Origin of the sequence: Pseudoalteromonas sp. SCQQ13 (genome assembly GCF_015864415.1) — a bacterium.
Taxonomy (GTDB): domain Bacteria; phylum Pseudomonadota; class Gammaproteobacteria; order Enterobacterales; family Alteromonadaceae; genus Pseudoalteromonas; species Pseudoalteromonas nigrifaciens.
On the sequence record NZ_JADYXG010000007.1, the window covers coordinates 77,951 to 98,183 of the forward strand.

At 39.9% G+C, this 20,233-nt stretch carries 18 protein-coding genes; 11 read left to right on the forward strand and 7 right to left on the reverse strand.

Features of this window, described 5'->3' with window-relative positions; all coding sequences use genetic code 11:
- The first annotated feature begins 163 nt into the window (after window positions 1–163).
- The 6 genes from I6F41_RS07525 (at window position 164) to I6F41_RS07550 (ending at window position 4,486) form a co-directional block, all read left to right on the forward strand.
- The gene (locus I6F41_RS07525) at window positions 164–466 is read left to right on the forward strand and encodes a YciI family protein (protein ID WP_058373227.1); all 303 of its coding nucleotides are present in this window, start codon (window positions 164–166) and stop codon (window positions 464–466) included.
- Between the two features lie 159 nt (window positions 467–625).
- Complete coding sequence (locus tag I6F41_RS07530; protein ID WP_011327966.1) at window positions 626–883, forward strand: PepSY domain-containing protein; 258 nt, start codon at window positions 626–628, stop codon at window positions 881–883.
- A 3-nt stretch (window positions 884–886) separates the two neighbouring features.
- Window positions 887–1,561 carry a response regulator transcription factor gene (locus tag I6F41_RS07535; RefSeq protein WP_007375447.1) on the forward strand — a complete coding sequence of 225 codons (675 nt, stop codon included), beginning with the start codon at window positions 887–889 and terminating at the stop codon, window positions 1,559–1,561.
- Window positions 1,555–2,892 (forward strand): ATP-binding protein, encoded by a 1,338-nt coding sequence (locus I6F41_RS07540; RefSeq protein ID WP_011327965.1) that lies wholly within the window; start codon window positions 1,555–1,557, stop codon window positions 2,890–2,892. The genes I6F41_RS07535 and I6F41_RS07540 overlap by 7 nt, the downstream gene beginning before the upstream one ends.
- On the forward strand, window positions 2,879–3,289 hold the full coding sequence (locus I6F41_RS07545) for a hypothetical protein (RefSeq protein WP_086995569.1): 411 nt from the start codon (window positions 2,879–2,881) through the stop codon (window positions 3,287–3,289). The genes I6F41_RS07540 and I6F41_RS07545 overlap by 14 nt, the downstream gene beginning before the upstream one ends.
- Before the next feature lie 102 nt (window positions 3,290–3,391).
- Window positions 3,392–4,486: a flavin monoamine oxidase family protein gene (locus tag I6F41_RS07550; RefSeq protein ID WP_197108053.1), complete on the forward strand. Its 1,095-nt coding sequence runs from the start codon at window positions 3,392–3,394 to the stop codon at window positions 4,484–4,486.
- Window positions 4,487–4,536: 50 nt separating this feature from the next.
- Here the strand turns inward: I6F41_RS07550 and I6F41_RS07555 are convergent, their stop codons facing one another.
- The gene (locus tag I6F41_RS07555; protein WP_041454403.1) at window positions 4,537–5,571 is read right to left on the reverse strand and encodes an AI-2E family transporter; all 1,035 of its coding nucleotides are present in this window, start codon (window positions 5,569–5,571) and stop codon (window positions 4,537–4,539) included.
- Between the two features lie 172 nt (window positions 5,572–5,743).
- Here I6F41_RS07555 and I6F41_RS07560 point away from each other — a divergent pair, with 172 nt between their 5' ends.
- Window positions 5,744–6,634: a TIGR01777 family oxidoreductase gene (locus tag I6F41_RS07560; protein WP_197108055.1), complete on the forward strand. Its 891-nt coding sequence runs from the start codon at window positions 5,744–5,746 to the stop codon at window positions 6,632–6,634.
- Window positions 6,635–6,756: 122 nt separating this feature from the next.
- The gene (locus I6F41_RS07565; RefSeq protein ID WP_197108057.1) at window positions 6,757–7,935 is read left to right on the forward strand and encodes a GGDEF domain-containing protein; all 1,179 of its coding nucleotides are present in this window, start codon (window positions 6,757–6,759) and stop codon (window positions 7,933–7,935) included.
- A gap of 277 nt (window positions 7,936–8,212) precedes the next feature.
- On the opposite strand, the gene I6F41_RS07570 is transcribed toward I6F41_RS07565, so the two are convergent.
- Together I6F41_RS07570 and I6F41_RS07575 are read right to left on the reverse strand one after the other, a co-directional pair.
- Window positions 8,213–8,881, reverse strand: coding sequence for a DUF2987 domain-containing protein (locus I6F41_RS07570; RefSeq protein WP_041454402.1), 669 nt, complete (start codon window positions 8,879–8,881; stop codon window positions 8,213–8,215).
- A complete protein-coding gene (locus I6F41_RS07575; RefSeq protein ID WP_089368164.1) occupies window positions 8,874–9,683 on the reverse strand; it encodes a glucosaminidase domain-containing protein in 810 nt (269 codons plus the stop codon). The genes I6F41_RS07570 and I6F41_RS07575 overlap by 8 nt, the downstream gene beginning before the upstream one ends.
- A 186-nt stretch (window positions 9,684–9,869) precedes the next feature.
- Here I6F41_RS07575 and I6F41_RS07580 point away from each other — a divergent pair, with 186 nt between their 5' ends.
- Complete coding sequence (locus I6F41_RS07580; RefSeq protein ID WP_197108059.1) at window positions 9,870–11,162, forward strand: anti-phage deoxyguanosine triphosphatase; 1,293 nt, start codon at window positions 9,870–9,872, stop codon at window positions 11,160–11,162.
- Window positions 11,163–11,249: 87 nt separating this feature from the next.
- On the opposite strand, the gene I6F41_RS07585 is transcribed toward I6F41_RS07580, so the two are convergent.
- The gene (locus I6F41_RS07585; RefSeq protein ID WP_197108060.1) at window positions 11,250–13,406 is read right to left on the reverse strand and encodes a prolyl oligopeptidase family serine peptidase; all 2,157 of its coding nucleotides are present in this window, start codon (window positions 13,404–13,406) and stop codon (window positions 11,250–11,252) included.
- Between the two features lie 158 nt (window positions 13,407–13,564).
- Here I6F41_RS07585 and I6F41_RS07590 point away from each other — a divergent pair, with 158 nt between their 5' ends.
- Both I6F41_RS07590 and I6F41_RS07595 read left to right on the forward strand, forming a co-directional pair.
- A complete protein-coding gene (locus I6F41_RS07590; protein ID WP_011327955.1) occupies window positions 13,565–13,873 on the forward strand; it encodes a DUF962 domain-containing protein in 309 nt (102 codons plus the stop codon).
- A 217-nt stretch (window positions 13,874–14,090) separates the two neighbouring features.
- Window positions 14,091–16,673 (forward strand): TonB-dependent receptor plug domain-containing protein, encoded by a 2,583-nt coding sequence (locus tag I6F41_RS07595; RefSeq protein WP_011327954.1) that lies wholly within the window; start codon window positions 14,091–14,093, stop codon window positions 16,671–16,673.
- A 109-nt stretch (window positions 16,674–16,782) separates the two neighbouring features.
- On the opposite strand, the gene I6F41_RS07600 is transcribed toward I6F41_RS07595, so the two are convergent.
- The 3 genes from I6F41_RS07600 to I6F41_RS07610 all read right to left on the reverse strand — a co-directional run bounded on the left by I6F41_RS07600 (window position 16,783) and on the right by I6F41_RS07610 (window position 20,101).
- Window positions 16,783–17,784 carry a branched-chain amino acid aminotransferase gene (locus tag I6F41_RS07600; protein ID WP_254910712.1) on the reverse strand — a complete coding sequence of 334 codons (1,002 nt, stop codon included), beginning with the start codon at window positions 17,782–17,784 and terminating at the stop codon, window positions 16,783–16,785.
- Window positions 17,785–18,008: 224 nt separating this feature from the next.
- A complete protein-coding gene (locus tag I6F41_RS07605) occupies window positions 18,009–19,061 on the reverse strand; it encodes a fatty acid desaturase family protein (protein WP_182677056.1) in 1,053 nt (350 codons plus the stop codon).
- Entirely contained in the window at window positions 19,058–20,101 is a 1,044-nt protein-coding gene (locus I6F41_RS07610; protein WP_197108061.1) for a flavin reductase family protein, read from the reverse strand. The genes I6F41_RS07605 and I6F41_RS07610 overlap by 4 nt, the downstream gene beginning before the upstream one ends.
- Window positions 20,102–20,233 lie beyond the last annotated feature (132 nt).

Here is a 20,233-nt window from a genome sequence, read left to right on the forward strand (position 1 = left end):
TATCCATGGGACTCTAACAGTGTTACACAGCGTTTTTCAAGCAATTACACAGTAAAAAAATATTCTCACTGTAAACAAAGCTGTAAACACTTTTAATTCACCATTTTTCAACGCTATGCTAGTATACACTTAACTAAATTTAACAAATTTTATGAGATTCTTTATGTTGTACATGATTTATTCAATCGATGTTGAAAACAGCTTAGCACTGCGTAAAGAGGCCCGACCAGCGCACCTTGCACGCTTAAGTGAACTTGATTCGCAAAACCGTTTACTGACTGCAGGCCCGCTTCCGGCTATCGATAATGAAGACCCAAGTGATGCAGGTTTTACCGGTTCACTAGTAATTGCTCAGTTTGACTCTTTAGAGGCCGCCCGAGAATGGGCAGCAGCCGACCCTTATGTTGCGGCTGGCGTATATGAAAACTCAATTGTTAAACCATATAAAAAAGTATTCCCTGCTTAATAACACATGTACTTAACCTTGAATGATCTCACTATAAAATTCAGGGTTTGTTCACTCGTTAATTATTAAACTGTTGCCGTAAAATTCTTATTAAGTATTTAATTGAATTTTGGTAACTCAGTTTATTAAACTGAGTAGGTCTGATCTAGGAGTCCCGTCATGCGCGTATTATTAATCCTCAACTTTTTCGCTTGTATTTGTTTTGCTAATACGCTGCAAGCTAATACAATAACCAAGGTTAATAGCGTTGAGATAAGCAAAAAGAAAGCGGTAGTACTTGCAAAAGAAACCACTGACGGTACGACATTAAAAATTACCGAAAAAATAAATTTTTATACTGTACGAATTTTAAAATCTGACGGCCACGTCGTAGATTTAAAAATAAATAAAAAAACTGGCGAAGTGAAAAAGGATTGATTGATGCGAATTTTAGTTATAGAAGATGATTTACACTTAGCAGATAACCTGCGTAATGCTCTAGAAAAAGAACGTTACAGCGTAGATTTATGCCACGATGGTGAAGCGGGTCTTTTTCATATCACTGAGTACCCTTTAGACATGGCTGTGGTTGACTTAGGTTTACCTAAAATAGACGGGATTGAGCTTATTAATAAAGCCCGTGCCCAAGGCATTACCATTCCTATTTTAATACTAACAGCGCGCGATCGTTGGCAAGACAAAGTAGAAGGCTTAGATGCCGGTGCAGATGACTACCTAACAAAACCATTTCATGTTGAGGAGCTAATTGCCCGTTGTAATGCACTAATTCGCCGCAGCGCAGGTAAAGCAAACCCAGAAATGACAGCAGGACCAATTAAAATTCATACTCGCTCGCAGCAAGTGTGGGTTGACGATAAAGAGTTAAGCTTAACTGCATACGAATACAAAGTACTAGAATACCTCATGGTTAATCCGCAAAAGGTAATTTCTAAATCAGAGCTTACTGAGCATATTTACGACCAAGACTTTGACCTTGATTCGAACGTAATTGAAGTATTTGTACTGCGTTTACGTAAAAAATTAGATCCTGAAGGCGTACTAAATCCTGTAGAAACACTACGAGGACGCGGCTACAGGCTTAAAAGCCAGTGGTAGCACCGCAAATATCGTTAAAAATAAGGCAAGGATTTATCCTTGTCTTTGTTTTGTTAGTCGCCCTGCCTATTTTGTTTTACTCTATAGGCACCGCTTATTATGCCTCTTTGGTTGATGCAACAGAAAAAAACCTCGAAGCCCATCTGTACTCCCTAATTTCTGAAGTCGACTTTACAGAGCGCGGCATTATTATGCCCAGCACTATTTTAACCCCCGAGCTTAATAATTTAAATTCAGATACCTACGCAATGATATACCGCGATGATGTACCTATTTGGTATTCTGAGTCGGCGGTGAATGTTAATTTTACGCCAGAATATATTGAGCCCAAAGCCGGCGCCGCTGACTTTAGGCGTGTGGAGTATAATAACACCAGCTATTGGCAATTAAGCTTAACCGTTATTCTCAATAATATTGATCAGTCTGAGCAAGCACGCTTTATTTTACTCAAACGTAACGACGCGTTAGTAAAGCTTATGGATGGCTTTAAACAAACACTGGTTGACTGGATGTTTATAATGGGAATAGCAATTGCTGGGTTAATGGCAATTGGTTTTATTTGGAGTGCCCGCCCACTACAGCGCCTAGATAAAGAAATTAAAGCGATAGAGTCTGGTGATATACAAGAAATAAAAGGCTTGTACCCAGTAGAGTTACAAACAATAAAAGCTGATTTAAACTTATTACTTGAGTCGCAACAACGCCAAAAAGAGCGCTACAGAGCGTCATTAAGCGACTTAGCCCACGCACTTAAAACACCATTGGCAGTACTAAAGTCGAGTCCATTGGCAAATGATGCCGATGCACAAGAACAACTAGATCGCATCAATGTGATGATCGAGCATCAATTAAAGCGTGCTGCTACAGGTGCTTCCGACACTTGGAAAAAACAAACCGTTATTAAACCTGTTTTAGACTCTATTTTAAGCGCAATGGGTAAAGTATACCGCGATAAAGATATTATTTTTGACTGTAAAGTAGGTAAAAAAGATTACTTTTTAGGTGATAAAACCGACCTAATGGAATTACTTGGTAATTTAATTGATAACGCCTGTAAAGCATGTCGCTCGCAAGTAACCATTAAAGTAGCGCAAGGTAAAACCCTGTGTATTAGTATTAGCGACGACGGCCCAGGTGTACCACAAGACAAACGCGAATCTCTGCTTACCAGAGGCACACGCTTAGATACCTACGAAAGCGGCCATGGTGTAGGTATGGCAATCGTATCTGACTTAGTTAAGTCGTATCGTGGCTTACTCACAATTTCTAAGTCTGAGCAATTAGGCGGAGCCAAGTTTATGCTAGAGTTTAATTACCATGAAAAAAAGTAACCTTATAATTTATTTATTAAGCTTAACTTTATTATTTTTTAGCTCGGTAAGCTTTGCCCAGCAAACATGCAAATTACCTGCTCAAGCAACACCAGAGGTTACTAAGCGTTACATTCAGTGCCTAGATGATCAGTTAAATACAGCTAAACAACTACAAAATACTTGGATCCAAAAGCGCAAATTTGAGTTAAACAAATTAGAATTTGAAACTGGCAATACGCAAATTTTACAGCTGTTTATAAAAAGCATTGCCAGTAACGAAAATTATATTAAGCATAGTTGCCAGTGGCGCTACTCATTAAAGTTACCTAACGCTTTGAGCGCCGCAATAACCTATAAAACCTGCGAGCTATCACTAGTAGAGCAATTTACTTTAGACTTAAAGCGGCCTCTTTAATATTCAAAATAAGTGCTGCGCTATTGATATCGACATAAGTAGCGATACTAATAAATAGTCCAGCGCCTTACAATGCAAACCACAAAGGTATAAAAGCTTACTATGAGCAAATCCACTACAAATGAACCCGTTATTATTATTGGCGGCGGCTTAGCTGGGTTATATAGTGCATACCTGCTACAGCAACGCAATATTCCCTACCTATTATTAGAAGCAAAACCACAGTTAGGCGGGCGAATTGAAGCAGCACATGACACTCACAATAGTGCTATTAGCTTTGATTTAGGCCCTACTTGGATTTTTGATCATCAACCTAAAATTCAACAACTTATCTCGTTATTATGCTTACCTGTATTTGCACAATATACACAAGGCGATGTGTTATATCAGGCAGCGCAAACGCTAAAGCCACAACAAATAGCAGGTGCAGGCGAAATGCACCTACTAAGATTAACAGGCGGCATGTACAGCTTAATTAAAGCCTTGTATGAGCAGCTTAATCCGGCTTCAATCCTAACAGAGCATCACGTCGTTAAATTACATAAACAACAAAAGACCTGGCATATAACCGCTAACCACAATGGCAAAGTTAAGCAATTTAGCGCAAAGCAACTAATTGCAGCGCTCCCCCCACGTATGATAACCCAACACTTAACTCCTGATCTTTGGGCTGACCAAACACTTATAAATCGCTTAACTGCAGTGCCTACATGGATGGCAGGCCAAGCTAAATTTATAGCAACTTTTGAACATGCTTTTTGGCGTGATAAAAACTTATCTGGGCAATGCTTTAGCCGTGTTGGGCCATTAGTAGAAGTTCACGATGCAAGCGCCAGTCATAATGGCCACCCCGCCCTATTTGGCTTTATTGGTGTACCTTATTCAACGCGCAGTACAGTAAGCACTGAGCAATTAAAACAAGCGTGTATAAAGCAACTTGCTTATTTTTATGGCGATGAAGTATACGCGGCAACGGGGTATTTTATTAAAGACTGGGCAGCTGACCCCTATGTAGCAAATGAAAATGATAAAACAGGGCCTTCACAACACCCAGAGTTTAACTACTCGGGGCTAAGCTCACAGTTAGCTAACTTAAATATTCATTTTGTTGGCAGTGAATTTGCGCAGCAAGAGGCTGGATATTTAGAAGGTGCAATAAACGCAGCAGATACGGCTATTAATGCTTTAAAAGTTTAATAGCCGTAAAGTTATGCTTATAGCAAAGTAATATACTACTTTGCTATAAATTAGTTTTCAGTAAGCTCTTCGCCTGTACCTAGTAATGTTGCCACCCAGCGGCCTTCGTCACTTGCCTCAAGCCCTATTTTAACTATCATAGTTAAAGGTACCGACAGCAACATACCTACAGAGCCTAATAACCAGCCCCAAAATATCAAAGACAAAAACACCACTAAGGTAGAAAGCCCCAGCCCTTTACCTAAAAATTTAGGCTCTACTATATTACCCATCACAGTATTAATAACTAAATATCCGGCTCCCACTAAACCAGCAACTAAAGGGCCTTGCGTTATAAGTGCCAATAATACCGCAGGTACAGCAGCAATAATTGAACCGATATTTGGAATGTAATTAAACATAAAGGCTAATACACCCCACAATACAAAATAATCGACATCTAAAAACCACAGTAAAGAAGCAGCTAATATACCCGTTCCTAAGCTTACTAAGGTTTTAATGGCTAAATAAGAGTTAATTGAGTCTAAAAAGCGATTAATTTGTTTCATTTTTTTATCAGGATCGTTAAGCGCCGAATGTATTTTATGATTAAGCGACGGCCCTTCAAATAGCATAAAAACCACGGTTAAAATAATTAAAAACATATTCGCCATTACTCCACCTAAGCCGGTGAGCATATTGGTGGCGACATCAACCATTTTACCAGGATCAAACATAGATAATATTTGGTCTTTATTAATTAAAATATTGTACTGCGACGCTATATCAACCAGCCAAACAAACTCTTCTTTTAATTTAACTTTAAACTGCGGAAGTTGCTGCGAAAAATCGTTAACTGACTGCCCTACCAAGCCGCCAAGGCTGACTCCTAGCCCTACAATAATAAGCACCACAAAAATAACAGCAATGCCTTTAGGAATACGATAGCGAGCAAAAAATTTAATTAGCGGGCTGCAAATAATTGCAATAAATGCCGCTAAAATAAAGGGAATAATAATAGCGCTGGCCGACTTGATCCCTGCGAGCACAATAACTAGTGCAGCAAAAATAATTAAGCTTTTATTTACCCCTGTTAAACTTGCCAATATTATGATCCTTATTATTTTTTATTAGGCTTTAGTGTAAGGCAAAAGCTAATAAAATGAAATATTTACTAAGTGATCATAAAACTGCATTACACGTATAAATTTGCAAAACCAAGCACTAGCGAGTATAAATTTTAAACACTTGCTAGCAATTAAAAAATAAGGCTGTGTTATGCATATTTTTATTACTGGAGCTACTGGCTTAATTGGCCAACACCTTTGTCCTTTTTTAACCCATCATCATAGTGTTACTGTGCTAAGCCGTAACCCCACAAAAGCAAACGTACTTTTAGGGCATAAAATAAATGCAGTTACTAACATAGAAGCGGTTGATTTTAATAATGTTGATGTAGTAATTAACCTCGCAGGTGAGCCCATTGTAAATAAACGCTGGAGTGATAAGCAAAAATCGATTATTCGCGATAGCCGCATTGAGCTAACAAAACAAATATCTGCAGCAATCGCTGCATCCAATACCCCACCGCATACGTTTATATCAGGCAGCGCTGTTGGTTTTTATGGTCGCCAAGGCATTACCCCAATTGATGAAGAAAATAATAAACCCCACGATGAGTTTAGCCACCAGCTTTGTAAAGACTGGGAAAACGCAGCATTAGCAGCTCAATCAACTAGTACCCGCGTGTGTTTACTGCGCACAGGTATAGTATTAGCAAAAAAAGGCGGTGCTTTGAGCAAGATGCTACCGGCGTTTAAGCTCTGTTTAGGCGGCCCTATTGCCAATGGCGAGCAAGGTATGTCGTGGATCCATATTGACGATATGACGCAGTTAATATTATTTATTATAAAACATAAAAATATGACTGGGCCTATTAATGCAACGGCACCAAACCCTGTAAGTAGTAAAGTATTTAGCAAAAGTTTAGGTAAGGCGTTATCTCGACCAGCTCTAATTCCTATGCCAGAGCTTGTGTTAAAGCTGTTAATGGGCGAAATGGCTGATCTGCTCATTACCGGACAATATGTTTTCCCCCAAAAAGCATTAGAGCATAACTACCGATTTCATTTTTCTGATATTGATTCGGCATTAGAGAGTTTAGTATAAGCACAGTCATTCAGCATTTATAAATACAATGCTTTACAACGATTTTTAAAATTTTATAACAGTATATAATACACGGACGCAGCGAATTGCTCTGCCACTTTATATTTAAGAGTACTTACAACATGCTGCACTTACCAACTATAACTAGCCTATCTTTTATTTTCAACTTACTGATAGGTATACTGTTTACTTCTTTTTACCTGCACAAAAAAACAACTAGCTTTTTGTTATTTGGTGGTGCTTGTATCTCGTTTGCCACTGCTATTTTACTTGTGAGCTTTAAAGAAGAGCTAAACCTCCCATGGCTAACTCACTACCTTGCAAACCTATTTATTATACTGAGCCCACTATTACTTGTAATCGGCTTAAATAAGTTTAACAACAAAGCTGTAATAAACTTAACGCCTTTGGCTTACCTTTATGGCTTGTGCGCTTTATTACTCGTGTTTGTATACAATCATGTTTTAAGCCAAATATTAACAAGCTTTATTGTTGCCATTTTATTTTTATACGGCGCTTTTATTTTATTAAAAACACACTGCGTTGCTAAATTACAGCAACGATTACTTATAATAGGCTTAGTAACACATAGCTTAGTGATGTTAGGACAAGTTATTTTATTGTTGCTCCCCTTTATAACCTCAAATAATGATGACTTTAAGCCCCAGTTACACATACTATTAATAGCGCACCTTTTTATTACCACACTCTGTGCTTTAATTTTGCCTTTTATTATTTTTGCAAATTCAGAATCTAAGCTGATTAACTTGGCAAACAATGATTCGTTAACGCAATTATTAAATCGCCGCGGATTTTTCTCTACCTGTAAAAACATTAAAGCCAATACAGCCGATAAAAATCATACCCTTGCTTTAATTATGTTAGATATAGATTTTTTTAAACGTGTAAACGATAAATATGGCCATGATGTAGGCGACCAAGCATTAAAATGGATAGCGCAACATATCAGCCAATTATTTATGAATATTGGCATAACAGCGCGAATTGGGGGAGAAGAGTTTGCAGTATTGCTTAATGGTTATACGCTTGAGCAAGCAAATACCTTGGCAGAGCAATTAAGCTTTAATATTCGTCAGCAACCATTTTATTGTAATGATCAATCCATTCCTCTGTCTGTTAGTGCCGGTGTTACTAGTACCACTATTAACCAGCTAAATTTAAAAGAGCTATTATTACACGCCGACAAACACCTATACCTTGCAAAAGAAACAGGCCGCGACAAAGTAGTTAGCCAATACGATCACACCCTCTTCTCGCAAGCCAACACGTCCGCAATATAATACTTAACCAGAGTTAAGGTTACTAAATAACCTCAACTGCGGATAATAAACCTATCTCAAGCAGCTATTTTCAGCGCTAACTGCGTTGAATTCACTTGCAATAGACCAGCTATTGACGCGTAAATTCGCCTTGTTTTCACTGAAAATCTCTGGCTAGAGAAAATAAAGCTAAATATAACTATGATTCAATACGTTAGTAAATCTCTTAACCAGAGTTAAGGTTACTAAATAAAAAAGCGGCAAAAGCCGCTTTAAATAATTTTTTATAAAATTATATTTATTTAGTTATCCAAGGTGTTACTTTTATAACATCTGCTATATCAGCTAATTCTTTGGTATCGTCTTGCCAATTGTCTGCAACAGCGAAATAGCACACTGATTTTTTACACTCAATGCTTTCATCATCAAAATGCATTGGCTTTTTAAAGGTAACAACTACGCCTTTTTGTTCTGGTAATAAAAACCACATTAATTTGCTAACAAAAAATCCCGATAAATCAGCCAACAGTTCGTCAAGTTCAGTGTGTATAGTAAATAACGACTGTTTAGTAAAGCTTAAACCTTCAAGTTCATTCGCTTCTATTTGTAATTTTAACTGACAGTCATGTACCGGATTTTGCGGTTGCACCACAATAACCGCTTTATCTGTATCAAGTTGCTTATCAAAAGGCAGTAATAATTGCGCTTGTTCGGTGTAATTGAGCGGGTATTCGTTATTTTCGGTTAAAATTGTGCCACTTTTAATTGCACAGGCTTCGTTAGTGCCAATATCGCTAATATAAAAATTAACTCGCGCATATTGAAAATCACCTTTATTAACCACTTTTAAGCGATCGTAAAAGCCATCGTACGACATTACAAACTCTCTAGCAGAGGCATTTAATGCGGTAACACTCAGTAGTGTTAACGACAGTGCTGTCATTATATTTAATACACTTTTATTCATCAAAGTAGGCTCTATTTTGGTTAATCATAGTGTTTAGCTCTTCTATATACGCTTCACCACGCTCTGAATACGACATTAAACCCTGAGTTAATAATGTTGCTGCTATGGGTTGTTGTTCTAAGCGTAGGTTTTCGCGAATAGATCGCAGCTCTTTATAAGCATTATGGGTGTTTATATTTTTAAAGTAAGAACTAACCGCAGCACGCACCGACTTAAACGCAGCCACTTCATGTGCAGCACCGGTATCGCGTCTACCAGGGACCATACCGCAGCCTTTTGAATAACACCACTGGCCAAAAAAGTTCAGGCCAATACGTGCAAATCGCGATGTTCCCCACGCAGACTCATTAGCAGCTTGCATTAGGGCTAGTTCTTTAGGGATCACGTCTACACGGCGAAGTGCTTGTTTAAGCGTAAAGCTATCTATTGTTGTGGGTAGGTCGTACGACTTTAATATTTTAACAATATCATTGCTTTGTTTTTCATCTAACGGTAAGTCGTTTTCAAGCATCATTCGAGCAATTTCTAAATTAGCGCGTTGTTGTAAAATCTTTTTATTTTCGGCTTCTACATGCGGTTTAATAAAGTTAAAAAATGCCCGCTTTTTATCTTTTACATCCGCAAACTCAGAAAACTTTGGTAGCGTTACACTGTGCAGCGGTTTTTCTTTTTTCTTTTGCTTTTTAGATTGCTCTGAACTTGTTTGTTCATCTGAACCACTCTCGTCACTTTGTAAAAAAGGAAACGCCAGTGCCCAAATAAAAAGTGCGGCTAATATAAACTTTATAATGTTTTTTAACATGTACTCTCTCAATAAAACTTTAAATTATGTATGGGTAATGCACATACATACGAAGCGTTATTATACCTAAGCCACTTTATAAAGGCGAACTTTCACTAACTGCGCAAATACCGTACAACGTGTGCACTCGCAATTTATAGTTCATGGGTATATTCTAACGTTATTAACTAATTACGAGTCAGTAGTATGGACAAACAGTGGCAAAGCCGAATTATAGAACAATATAAACACCGCCCTAATGATAATCGCTCACCGTGGCAGGTTGATCGCTCACGTATTATTCATGCTGCTGCGTTTAGGCGTCTGCAAGCTAAAACCCAAATTATGGGTATTGGCTTAAACGACTTTTACCGCACTCGCCTTACTCACTCATTAGAAGTGTCGCAAATTGGCACCGGCATACTGCGCCATTTAAAAGTACAACACAGCGACTTTAGCCATTTTCCGTCAACCGGATTACTAGAAACCCTATGCTTAGCCCACGACATTGGCCACCCGCCGTTTGGTCATGGCGGCGAAATTGCACTTAATTATATGATGCGCGATCACGGTGGTTTTGAAGGCAACGCGCAAACGCTGCGTATTGTTGCCAAGCTTGAACCATACAGCGACGGCCATGGTATGAACCTTACCCGCCGCACCTTATTGGGCTTTATAAAATACCCTGCATTTATAAATAAGCTTTGGCACACTATCCCTAAAGCAAACCCTGAGCGTGCATTTATTAAAGCAGACGATTGGCGACCAGCTAAAGGCTTATATAACGACGATGCGGCTATATTCAATTGGATAGTAGAGCCCTTGAGTCAAAACGATAAAAGCTTGTTAAGTAACCACACGGCAATAGATAAGTACCGCGCTAAAACCAGCTATAAGTCGCTCGATAGCGCCATAATGGAGCACGCCGACGATATAGCCTATGCGGTACACGACCTAGAAGATGCCATAGCCACCAAAGTACTTACTCTTGATGATTGGCAAACCCATGCTTTACCACAACTGCAGGCGCTTAACTTTAGCTGGTTAAACGATATGCTTGAATCACTCACTTTTCGACTGTTTTCAAAGCATGATTTTGAGCGCAAAGATGCCATAGGCGAACTGGTTAATACCTTTATCATTCATATTCATTTAGATGTGCAAAACGAAGCGTTCGAATGCCCTATTTTAAAATACACAGCCAAGCTAGAAACTCAGTACGAGAGTGTACTGCAAATACTTAAACACTTTGTGTTTCAGCGCTTAATTCGCAACCCTAAAATGCAACAAATTGAGTTTAAAGGGCAAAACCTACTGATTGAATTATTTACCGCTTTTGCCAGCGATCCGCTGCGGTTATTACCCGAAACCACGCAAGCCCAGTACATAGAGGCGCAAAAACAAAACCAAGGTATGCGTATTATTTGCGATTACCTCAGTGGTATGAGTGATGAATACGCCTATAAAACCTATCAACGGCTGTTTTCACCCGTTCAATAATGAGTGGCTTATAAACGATTAATAAAAAACCGAGTAAGTTAATTTACTCGGTTTTTTTGTGGTTACTTCACTTTTAAAAGGTCGTAATTAAAGTGACTTAACTCCCATGTTATAAAGCGTAAAGCCATACATATCCGCGTACAAATCAATAATTTTACTCGTTGGTGTGCCTGCACCATGTCCGGCGTTTGTTTCAATACGAATAAGCGTAGGGTTTGCACCGGCTTGTTTAGCTTGTAACTGCGCAGCAAATTTAAATGAGTGCGAAGGCACTACTCTATCGTCATGATCCCCTGTTGTTATCATAGTTGCAGGGTATTCTATGCCCGCTTTTACATTATGCAGCGGTGAGTAGTTTTTTATGTAAGTAAACATTTCTTTGCTTTGCTCACTGGTTCCATAATCGTACGCCCAGCCTGCGCCTGCAGTAAATGTATGGTAACGCAGCATATCGAGTACGCCTACAGCCGGCAGCGCCACTTGAAATAAATCAGGTCGCTGGGTCATAACTGCGCCTACCAATAAGCCACCATTTGAGCCACCACGCAGAGCTAAACGCTGTTTAGATGTGTACTTTTTGCTTTGTAAATACTCAGCTGCGGCAATAAAATCATCAAATACATTTTGTTTTTGTAATTTAGTGCCTGCATTGTGCCACTCTTTCCCATACTCACCACCACCGCGAATATTGGCCACCGCATACACGCCGCCTTGTTCAAGCCACGCGGCAGTAGTTGGGCTAAAGCTTGGCGTTAAGCTAATATTAAACCCGCCATAACCGTATAAAATAGTTGGGTTTGAACCATCTAACTTTATACCGTTTTTGTAGGTAATTATCATAGGTACTTTAGTGCCGTCTTTTGAGTTATAAAACACTTGCTCAGAGGTGTAATCGTCACTATTAAAATCAACGCCAGATTTACGATAAACACCCGACTCCCCTGTAGTTACATCAAACGTATAGGTCGTTCCTGGGGTTTTGTAATTGGTAAAAGAGTAATACAGCGTTGTTTGCTCTTTTTTGCCACTAAAGCCACCCGCTGTGCCCACACCCGGCAAGGTAATATCGCGAATTAGCTCTCCCTTTTTGTTGTACTGTTTCACTTTTGAAATAGCATCAACCATGTAATTTGCAAAAAAGGTATCACCGCCTTTAGTAAGCTTTAATACATTTTCGGTTTCGGGAATAAAGTCCTGCCAGTTTTGCGGACCAGGATCAGCTGCATCTACCGTTACTACTTTTTGATTTGGGGCATTTAAGTTAGTCACTAAAAACAGCTTACTGCCTTCGTTATCAATAACCGATGTATCTGAGTCTGTGTTTCCTACAATAGTCACAAACTCGCTATTTTTTTGAGTTAAGTCTTTAATAAATAGCTTATTACCCGAAGTAGAAGTACTAGCCGAAATAAGTAAATAACGGCCATCATGCGTTACATCTGCTCCTACATAACGATGTTTTTGCTCATCGGTTGCGCCAAATACCAGTTTATCGGTTGCTTGATCAGATCCTAAGGTGTGATAGTACACTTTATGCTGATCGGTTTTAGCCGACAACTCACTGCCTTCAGGTTTATCGTAGCTAGAATAGTAAAAACCCTCGTTGCCTAACCAGTCTATGCCACTAAATTTCACATCAACTAAAGCCTGCTCCACTTGCTCTTTAGTTTGCGTGTCTATAATAATAATTTTGCGCCAATCACTGCCGCCTTCCGATATTTGATACGCGAGTAATGAGCCATCTTTTGAAAACGACAACCCCGACATAGACGTAGTGCCATCGTCGCTAAACGTGTTTGGATCTAAAAACACCTCAACGTCACCACCCTCTTTACTGCGATATAAAACATACTGGTTTTGCAGGCCATCGTTTTTATAAAAGTAGGTGTAATCGCCCTCGGTAAAGGGAGCGCCTATTTTTTCGTAGTTCATTAACTTTTCAAGACGTTGCCTTAACTTATCGCGATAAGGAATTTGCTCTAAATACGAAAAGGTTACCTTGTTTTGTGCTTTAACCCAGCTGGCAGTCTCTGCGCTCATATCATCTTCTAACCAGCGATATGGGTCGGCCAGTGTTTCGCCAAAGTAGCTATCTACTACCACACCCTTTTTAGTTACTGGGTAGCTCACTGAATTTGCTTGGCTCATAGGTGCTTTAACTTCTTTATTAGTTGCGGTATTTGTTGGCTCTGAACAGCCACTAAGTGCTACAAGAACAGCACATGCTAGGGTTTGTTTAAACATTTATCGTTCCATTATTATTGATTTTTAATAGTAGGCCTAAGTTATTAACTTTAAGCAAGTTTGTCTACCTAGATACGTTCAATACCACTTGTCGCTGTAAACAAGTGTAAATTTAGGCTTTAATAAGATTACACAGCATTAATAAATAAGAGCAGTACATGCCCAGCCCTAAATTTAATAGCTTTAAAGCATTTTACCCCTACTACTTAACAGAGCATCGCAATATTACGTGCCGACGCTTGCACTTTATTGGCAGCACTTTAGTACTTTTTGTTATTGGCGTAGCGGTGCTTAAATCGCAATACCCTTTATTGTGGTTGTTACCTGTAATTGGCTATGGTTTTGCCTGGGTTGGGCATTTCTTTTTTGAAAAAAACAGACCCGCTACCTTCAAGCACCCTTTTTACAGTTTGTGGGGCGACTGGGTTATGTTTAAAGATATGCTCATTGGAAAAATAAAGTGGTGAGTTATATCTAGTAAACAATGTAGTGAGTTATAGCTAATAAAATAAATTTCTATTATTAACCCCTCACTTTAAAGTAAACATTATGTTTATTGAATGTTATTCAATTGACTGCCTTTGCTGCTTGGGTATATGTTAAAAGCTGTAATTTTAATTAGCTCAATTGTTACTGCAAATTTAACTGAACTAATTTACTGCGTTTTTGAATGAGGGAATCAACATGAATAATAAATTATTATTAAAACTGCAAAAATCAACGCCACTCACTGTGTGCGCGCTAAGCGTATCGGCGGCATTACTGGGCTCTATGTACGCATCTGCTGCTGAGCAAGACACCCAAGCCGAGGCAAATATTGAACAAATTAGTGTTATTGGCTCGCGCCGACTAGGCCGAACTGTAGAGGACAGCCCAGTTCCAATTGATATTATTGGTGCCGATTCGCTTAAAAACTCAGGCCAAACCGAAACCAACGCCCTGCTTAGTAGCTTACTGCCTAGCTTTAACTTTCCGCAAGCATCACTTACCGATGGTAGTGACCATGTACGCCCAGCTCAACTGCGTGGTTTAGCACCCGATCATACCTTAGTGCTTGTTAATGGTAAGCGCCGTCATAGTAATGCGCTACTTAATTTAAATGGCTCAACGGGTCGAGGCTCATCATCGGTTGATTTAAATGCTATTCCGGCCAATGCTATTGCCCGAATTGAGGTACTGCGTGATGGCGCTGCTGCACAATATGGATCCGACGCAATAGCCGGTGTTATTAATATTGTACTTAAAAGTGCCAGTAGTGGCGGTTCTGTATCGGCTATATATGGCGCAAACATGACCGAAATGGATGGCGTGCCTGAACTTAAATCGGTATCAGAAGATGCCAATGGTAATTTAGCCTTCAACGAAGGGAGCGACCGTTCATTAACCGATGGTCAAACGTTAACACTGCAAGGCAATATGGGATTTGAGCTAGGCGATAACGGTTTTTTAAATATATCTACCGAATATCGCGATCGTCATTCAACCAATCGCTCTGACTACGACCAACGTGAAAACTACGCTCGTTTAGATGATGGCTCCGTAAATGGCGCACTCGATCCACGCGAGTTAACCTGGGATCGCTACAATCATAATTTTGGTAATGGTAATGTAGAAGACTTTTCTGTTTTTTATAACGCAGGATATGAGCTAACAAATAACGCTGAACTGTATTCTTTTGGCTCTTATAGTAAACGTGAAGGCGAAGGTGGAGGTTTTTACCGCCGCGCGCAAGATGATCGTAACGTCACCGAAATTTACCCCGACGGCTTTTTACCGGTTATCACCTCTGATATAAATGACTTTTCTCTCGCATTGGGTGTTAAAGGCTTTGTGAGTGAGTGGAATTACGATGTATCTGCCGTATACGGGCTAGATGACTTTGAATTTGGTGTAATAGATAGCGTAAATACCTCGTATGGGCCAAGCAGCCAAACACGTTTTGATGCCGGTACACTTACCTACGACCAACTTACGCTTAATGTTGATTTTAGCCGCGAGGTTGATGTCGACTTTTTAGCCAGCGGCTTAAACATTGCTGTAGGTGCTGAGTACCGCCGCGAAGGCTACGAAATTCAAGCAGGCGAAGAAGCCTCTTATGCCCAAGGCACATTTGGCCCTGGTGGTGCAGTAACCGATCCAGTGAACGGCCCATTTGGTTCAGCAGGCTCGCAAGTGTTCCCTGGTTTTACCCCTGAATCGGCAAGCGATAACAGCCGCCATAATGTAAGCTTATACGTAGATTTAGAAGCCTACATTACCGACAACTGGAACTTAACCGTTGCAGCGCGTTACGAAGATTACTCTGACTTTGGTGATACCTTAAACGGTAAAATTGCCACACGTTATACACTAACCGAAGATTTAGCGCTGCGCGCCTCAGTATCAACCGGTTTTAGAGCGCCTTCGCTACAGCAACAACATTTTACTTCAGTTGCTACTGTATTTGTTGATGGTGAACCCACACAAACCGGTACTTTTGCACCCAGCAGTAACGTTGCAAAAGCACTCGGATCACCTGGCCTAGATGCCGAAGAAGCCACCAACTATGGAATAGGCTTTACTTGGTCAACCGACTTTAATTTCAGCTTATCGGTAGATTACTATCAAATACTTATTGATGACCGTATTGTACTGTCGAATAACTTATCTGGCGCTGCTATTGCCGATTTACTCGAAGGTACAGGGGCTAATCAAGGACGATTTTTCTTAAACGCTATTGATAGTAAAACTCGCGGTGTTGATGTGGTTGCATCATATAACCTAATTACAGATAACTACGGCGATGTAGCATTTAATTTAGGCTTTAACTATGGCAAAAACCAAGTAACAGACATTATTGCCCCACCTGCAGAGCTGCAAGGCGCTGGGTTTGATCAAGACAACTTATTTTCTGGTAACGAACTACGTCGCTTTGAAGTAAGTACCCCGCGTAATAAATATAACTTAAGCGCGGTTTGGACTATGGATGATTGGCGCGCCACCTTACGAAATACTCGCTACGGCGAAACCCAAGATCCATCGGATATTGCACAGCGTAACGAAGTTTTAAAACCTAAATGGATCACCGATTTAGATGTAGCCTACGCAGTAACTGACAATGTATCGGTAAGCTTAGGTGCTAATAATATTTTTGATGTATACCCAGATCCAACCCGCGACCTAGTTGATGACGTAACTACATTCTCACGTTTATTTTCGTACTCAAGCTTTTCGCCATTTGGTTTTAATGGCCGCTACGTTTACGGCAAAATAGAAATGAGATTTTAATCCGCTAAGGTTTAAAGCTATTTAACCTAAGCGCTAATTAAATAGCAAAAATACAAAAGCCACCTAATTAAAGTTAATTAGGTGGCTTTTTAGTGGGTTAAATTAAAAACTAAATTTTAGTTAACCAACCGTGTGTATCTGCAGTTTTACCCCATTGAATATCGTTCAATGCTTGGCGCAGGCGCGCCGTAGTTGGGCCAGCTTCGCCGTTACCAACTTGGTATTCTTTATCATTATGAATAAACGTGCCCACTGGTGTTAATACTGCCGCAGTACCCGAAAGTGCTGCTTCAGTGCCCGGTTTAGCTGCGCGCTCTAAAAGCTCAGTAACACTAAAGTTACGCTCGCTTACCGTCATACCTAAGTCTTTAGCTATGGTTAAAATACTATTACGGGTAACACCATGTAAAAATGTGCTATCGAGCGCTTTAGTAATAATTTCGTTGCCATCAATTAAAATAAAGTTAGCTGCACCGGTTTCTTGTACGTCGCCACCTGGACAAAATAAAATTTGATCAGCCTGATGCTTAGTACGTGCTGCTGAAATTGGTCCTAGTGCACTGGCGTAGTTGCCACCACTTTTTATCATGCCCATGTGCGGCGCACAGCGCATACCATCTTCTTCAAGTAATACGCGCAGTGCCGTTGCACCGCCACTAAAGTAATCACCTACTGGCGATAACAAGGTATATAGCAATGAGCTCATTGAAGGCGCAGCGGCTTTACCAATTGCGGCCTCAGTACCAATATGCGTTGGGCGAATATACATAGAGCCCGGTGGTAAAGGCGTTTCATCTGCATATTGGCGCACAATATCAATAATCATGGTTTTTAGCATCTCGCCATCAACACTTGGTAAACTAAGCAATTCAGAACTCTGCTGCATGCGCGCAATGTTTGCATCCATTCTAAAAATATAGACTGAGCCATCTTCATGGCGAAAGGCTTTTAAGCCTTCAAAACATGTGCTTGAATAATGTAAAACGTGAGCGCCAGGATGCAGTTCAAGCTTATCAGAAGGGACAATTGAGCTTTCGCTCCATTTATTATCAGAAAAACGAGCTTGAATCATCTGCGGCATAAACACAGTACCAAATGCGGCCATTTTAATCTCTCTTGTGTGGTCTATTTTTCTCCATTGTATGACAACCAACTACTACTTAACCATAGCAAAACAGCCTGTTTTTAAATTAATTAGAAGAGTTTTTTGCATGTAGTGGTGGTTATTTAATCAAAAAAGCCATTTACAACACTTTAATGCAATAATCAGCTAACGCCTTTACGCTAACCGATTATTTAATGCAGGCATTACCGTTACAGCTACTTTATTAATCATTATTTAAAAGAATACCGAAATATACGCTTTAACACCGAGGCATATTGACTAAAAAACCCTCCCGTATTGTAGGCAATGCCTTGTTTTTGCAATACTGCTTGTACTTGCGGTGCCACTTCTTGATAACGCGACGAAGGCATATCTGGAAATAAGTGATGCTCAATTTGAAAACTCAAATGCCCGGTTAATACATGAAACCAACGCGGCCCTTTAATATTTGACGAGCCCAATACTTGGCGGTAATACCACTGCCCTTGGCTTTCGTTTACACAGTCTTGTTCTTTAAAGGTTTCGGTTTGCTCAGTAAAGTGACCACAAAATATAATGGTCGACGTCCATAAGTTACGAATTAAATTTGCTACTAAGTTACCCGCTAATACCCACAAAAATAATGGCCCAGCAAGTAACGGAAATATCACATAATCTTTAATTAATTGGCGCGCGCCTTTACTAAAAAAGCGCTGTTTTAAGGTGCTATGCAATACGGCACCATCGCGGTGTGGCTTCTTTTTACCTATAAACACGCGCTCGCCTGCCAGTTCGTGATACGACACTCCCCATTGAAACAACACACTTAAATTTAAATAGGTTATAAATTGCCACGTGTTTTTTAAACGCCATTTAAAATCGTCACTTAACCTTAATAAGCCATAACCAAAATCGCGGTCTTTACCTATAATATTGGTGTATGTGTGGTGCTCAAAGTTATGCACTCGGTGCCAACTTTGTCCATCGCAGGCTATGTCCCATTCATAGTTTTGTGAATTAAGTTGCTTGTCGTTCATCCAATCGTACTGGCCATGCATTACATTGTGGCCAATTTCCATATTATCTAAAATTTTAGCAAGGGCGAGTAACAGCACACCCACAACCCACAGTAATGGCACAATAAAACCAAGCATAAGTAAAATACGCCCGCTCCATTCGCATACTCGCTGTTTACGTACAACAGCGCGAATATAATCAGCATCTTGCTGGCCTACTTTGCCAAGGGTATCCATTTTTATGGCATTTAATTCTTTTTCTAATTGCTCAAAGTTAATGGTTTTCATAATTGTAGCTCCAAATCACTTACCGCTTGGCTTACGCAAAGTTGAATTAACTGCTCGCCGCTATCACTTAATTCACCGGTTTTTAAATTGCGTACCACGCCTGACTTTTTAATACATTGGCACTGATGGCAAATACCAATGCCGCAACCGCGTTTAACGGGTAGCTTTTTTTCTTCAAACTGAGTCAGCAAAACATCGTTGCCCAACACCACATGCGCGCCACTGTTAATTTTCACATTAAATTGGCTATCGCCTTTTAAGCTTGGCAACGCTAAACCAAATGCCTCTTGGTAGTAATTTAAATCATGCTTTTTAGCAAAGTCACTCACCGTTTGCATAAAGGCTGCAGGGCCACAGCAATAAATATCGGGGTTTTCCCATGGTTTAATATTGCAGGTTATATCGCTTGATTGCTCGCGCGTTAATAATAAAAACGAAAAATGCGCAAACTGCGCCGCCAGTTCACTCAGCTCATCAACACATTGATGCTCAGTTACTTTTGCGTAATACACTAACAACACCTTTTGCGTGGTTTGGCTTAGGTAATCATCAAGCATAGCCAGCATGGGGGTAATGCCCGACCCACCAGCAATAAAAGTGGCCGGTGTATGTGTGTTTTTAAATACAAAGTCGCCGTTTGGCGCAGAAATACTGCACCACAAACCCGCTTTTAAGGTGTTATTTAGTAAACTTGTAAAACGCCCTTGTGGATTTGTTTTGATTAGTAAACGCACTAACCCTGTATTTTTAAATTGCTGAGCGCTTGAAGCCACAGTAAAAACACGCGTTAATAATCGCCCGTTAATTTCAAGGGTTAAACTTATATGCTGCCCAGCAGTATGCTTAGGCCATTGCTTACTTGGTTTAAGTTGCACACTTAAAAAATTGCCATTAAGGGTAACTGCGGCAACTACTTGCGCTCTATATTGCCCTGCGCGCCATGCGGGTTTAAACATCTGCATAATTGGCTCTATATAACTGGCAAAACTTTGATGGTGTAAAAACCATTTTGAAAATTGATCTAATATTTGCGTGATCATAAGCACTTAATTCTCTATTGCGATTCAAAACACTTTAGGCTTACACGTGTGCGCCCAAACTTTCAGCGCACAAGTGTACGCTCAATATTTGTGATTTCAACCCTGTTAGAGTAATTATTCAATATTTAGCTG

What these genes read in the sequence shown, in the direction of transcription:
- I6F41_RS07525 (WP_058373227.1), top strand. Translation starts at nt 164, where the DNA reads ATGTTGTACATGATTTATTCAATCGATGTTGAAAACAGCTTAGCACTG.
- I6F41_RS07530 (WP_011327966.1), top strand. Translation starts at nt 626, where the DNA reads ATGCGCGTATTATTAATCCTCAACTTTTTCGCTTGTATTTGTTTTGCT.
- I6F41_RS07535 (WP_007375447.1), top strand. Translation starts at nt 887, where the DNA reads ATGCGAATTTTAGTTATAGAAGATGATTTACACTTAGCAGATAACCTG.
- I6F41_RS07545 (WP_086995569.1), top strand. Translation starts at nt 2,879, where the DNA reads ATGAAAAAAAGTAACCTTATAATTTATTTATTAAGCTTAACTTTATTA.
- I6F41_RS07550 (WP_197108053.1), top strand. Translation starts at nt 3,392, where the DNA reads ATGAGCAAATCCACTACAAATGAACCCGTTATTATTATTGGCGGCGGC.
- I6F41_RS07560 (WP_197108055.1), top strand. Translation starts at nt 5,744, where the DNA reads ATGCATATTTTTATTACTGGAGCTACTGGCTTAATTGGCCAACACCTT.
- I6F41_RS07565 (WP_197108057.1), top strand. Translation starts at nt 6,757, where the DNA reads ATGCTGCACTTACCAACTATAACTAGCCTATCTTTTATTTTCAACTTA.
- I6F41_RS07570 (WP_041454402.1), bottom strand. Translation starts at nt 8,881, where the DNA reads ATGAATAAAAGTGTATTAAATATAATGACAGCACTGTCGTTAACACTA.
- I6F41_RS07575 (WP_089368164.1), bottom strand. Translation starts at nt 9,683, where the DNA reads ATGTTAAAAAACATTATAAAGTTTATATTAGCCGCACTTTTTATTTGG.
- I6F41_RS07580 (WP_197108059.1), top strand. Translation starts at nt 9,870, where the DNA reads ATGGACAAACAGTGGCAAAGCCGAATTATAGAACAATATAAACACCGC.
- I6F41_RS07585 (WP_197108060.1), bottom strand. Translation starts at nt 13,406, where the DNA reads ATGTTTAAACAAACCCTAGCATGTGCTGTTCTTGTAGCACTTAGTGGC.
- I6F41_RS07590 (WP_011327955.1), top strand. Translation starts at nt 13,565, where the DNA reads ATGCCCAGCCCTAAATTTAATAGCTTTAAAGCATTTTACCCCTACTAC.
- I6F41_RS07595 (WP_011327954.1), top strand. Translation starts at nt 14,091, where the DNA reads ATGAATAATAAATTATTATTAAAACTGCAAAAATCAACGCCACTCACT.
- I6F41_RS07605 (WP_182677056.1), bottom strand. Translation starts at nt 19,061, where the DNA reads ATGAAAACCATTAACTTTGAGCAATTAGAAAAAGAATTAAATGCCATA.
- I6F41_RS07610 (WP_197108061.1), bottom strand. Translation starts at nt 20,101, where the DNA reads ATGATCACGCAAATATTAGATCAATTTTCAAAATGGTTTTTACACCAT.